Below are 2,835 nucleotides of genomic sequence, written 5' to 3'. Positions count from 1 at the left end.
AATGTTGTCGGCACCGTTGTCGGCCAGGTTGAGGATCAGCATCAGGTCCTCGCTGTTGCCGATGCCGTCGAACTCGATGGCCATGCTGCCGGCGAAAGCCGACGTCTGCGGTGTCTGCTGCACCTCGGTTGCGATACCGACATTGTTGTCGAAGAACCGCAACGTGAGCAATTCGCCTTTCTGGATCGTGTCACCGGCGACACCGTTGGTGTTCTGCGTCGCAGACACCCATGTTTCATTGTCGTTGCTCACCATGTCGTGAGCGCCGAAGGCGAATGAGGAGTCAAAGGGATTGGATGCCCCCTCGCCGTTATTCGTCAATCCGAACGGGTTGGATCTGTTGATCGCGTTGCCCGTGAACTGCACGTAGAAGTCTTCGTCCACATTCTGTGTGGTCCCGTCATCCGCCTGCAATTGTTCCAACACGATCTGCGGGTGGCCCGTATTGCTCGTGGGCTGCTTGGACAAGAGTTCACTGGTGTGGATAAGGTCGAAGCTGAAGCCTTCGAGCGGGTCGGTCAGAGTGATGGTATAGGTGCCGTCCTCCTTGTCGAAGACGAGGGTGCCGCCCGCCGTGCCCGGCTGGACGAGATCCGCTGGGTCCTTGTCGTAGGTGAAGCTGAAGTCGAAGGTCGCGGAGGTTGCACTCTCCGACACAAGCGTCACGTCCGGGGTAAGGATATTCCCCCCGCCGCCGCCGGTGATCGAGCCGGTGAGTGCGATCTGGATGCCATTAAGCGGGTCGCCATCCTGGTCGACGAAGTCAGAGTGCGTGGCATCGTAGAACGCGCCCGGGCGAGCATCCGCGCCGATGTCGTACCCGAAGGCTCCGGTGGCGGACGCATTGGCCGCATTAGCCAGGGTTTCGTGGGTACCATCGCTACCACCACCGGAGGCATCACCGTCGAACGGCACCGTGATCGTCGGGCCGTCATCCTCGAAGGTGAAAGCAGTGCCGATGTTGGCTGTTGCCTCGGCGGTGTCGCCGTCACCATCGGTGGCGGTCGCGGTCAGAGTAACCAGATCGGCCGCGGCAAGTACCGCCGCCGAAGCGCCACTCTCCACGGGATCTGCCGGATCGTTATGGATAACCGAACGGTCCTGAGTCAGCGTTACCTCGCCGGTGTTCTCATCGACGCTGATCAGGAAGGCGACCGTAGCCGTGTCGTTCTCCAGATAGCCTTCGACTTCGCCGTTGCCATTGACGCGCAGCAGAATGTTATCGCCGCTGAGCGTGTCGTCGAGGCCGCTGTCGACGTCTGCGCTCTTGACGCCGAGCTCATAGGTGACGGCGCCGCCGTCGGCGCCGAGGTCGGTGCTGAAGGCGGAAGTAAAGCTTGCCGATGTGGTATCGGAAAGATCGCTGTCGTCGGTGGTCAGCGGCGCAACCGTACCGTCAGCGGTCACGCTCGGCCCGTCATCCTCGAACTGGAAGGCGTCGCCGATATTGGCGGTTGCAGCATCGGTGTCGCCGTCACCATCGGTGGCGGTCGCGGTCAGTGTCACGAGGTCGGCCGCGGCAAGTGCCGCCGCCGAAGCACCGCTCTCCACCGAATCTGCCGGATCGTTATGGACGATCGCGCGGTTCTGGGTCAGCGTTACCTCGCCGGTGGCATCGACGGTGATCAGGAAGGCGACCGTAGCCGTGTCGTTCTCCAGGTAACCTTCCACTTGGCCATTGAGGTTGACGCGCAGCAGGATGTTGTCGCCGCTGAGCATGTCGTCGAGGCCACTGTCGACAGCGGTGCTCTTGACGTCGAGCGCAAAGGTGATGCCGTCGAGACCATCGGCGCCGGCGTCGACGCTGAAGACCGATGCGAAGCTTGCCGACGCTGTATCGGGAATGTCGGTATCGTCGGTAATCAGCGGCGGAACAGTGCCGTCCGCTGTCACCGCCGGCCCGTCATCGTCGAAGTTGATGAAGGAGCCGACCTCTTCGCTGTGGGCGTTGGTGTTCGTCGTCGAGAAATGGAACTCGGAGATATCGAGCCCTTCGTTTGAATCGACCGATGATACCTGCAGCCGATCCATTGGGCTGCTGGTGATGACATCGACGGTGGTGACGTTGTCGAGTCCGGTGATGGTGACTATGCCCGTGCCGAGCCCACTGACGGTGACGTTGCCGCTCCCAGTGGCATAGGTGCCATTGGCGATGATGGTGGACGCAAACCCTGATTCACCCGTCAACGTGAGGCTGGTGATGTTCACGAGGTTGGTCGCGGTGCCGTCAAAGAAATCCGTGCCTTGATCGTTGCCCGTATTGTTGAAGGCAGCGATACTGACGTCCACCCGATCAGTGGGAGTAGAAGGCGTGATCTGGTTGATTGTGAATCCGGCCCGCGTGACGGTCTCGAGATGGCTATCGTACTGGATTTCCGAGGCATCACCCGCGGCCAGATCACCGCCGGTCACAAAATCGACCTGGAGCGTTTCGCCCGGATTAATGCTTTGGTTGTTGACGCCGAAGCCCTTTTCACTCACGTTGGCGGTGCCACCGTTCAAGCCTATCACCAGAAGCTGCTTGGAAGCGTCATCGAGCGAATTGATCAAGTAAAAATCATTGTTGCCGGGCGCGGCGTCCTCGCCCAAAAAACTGACCACGGAGGTTCCCGCAACGGAGGCGAACACTGCGTCTTCCAGATTGATGCGGTCGTCCGGGTTGGTCTCGTCCGGATGGAACAACGGCACGTACTGGACCGTATACAAATCCGCATTGGTGTTGCTGGTGTTGATCAGGGCGAACGAGAAGGCGAGCGGCCCGGTCTCGGCGGGCTCAGTGCCCGCGTCAGAGGTGCCAATGACGCCGATCACGACGTTTGGATGCGTTAGGTCCTG

1 protein-coding gene is annotated in these 2,835 nt (G+C 60.6%); it reads right to left on the bottom strand.

What is annotated here, in order from left to right; all coding sequences use genetic code 11:
• Positions 1-2,811: DUF5801 repeats-in-toxin domain-containing protein (locus EOC06_RS06060; protein WP_245469362.1), on the bottom strand; the 2,811-nt coding region annotated here is incomplete at its 3' end.
• Positions 2,812-2,835: the final 24 nt, after the last annotated feature.

Source organism: Mesorhizobium sp. M7A.F.Ca.MR.362.00.0.0, from assembly GCF_004023175.1.
GTDB lineage: Bacteria > Pseudomonadota > Alphaproteobacteria > Rhizobiales > Rhizobiaceae > Mesorhizobium.
The sequence above is the reverse complement of the archived record's forward strand: the minus strand, read 5'-3'. Positions and strand labels throughout refer to the sequence as shown.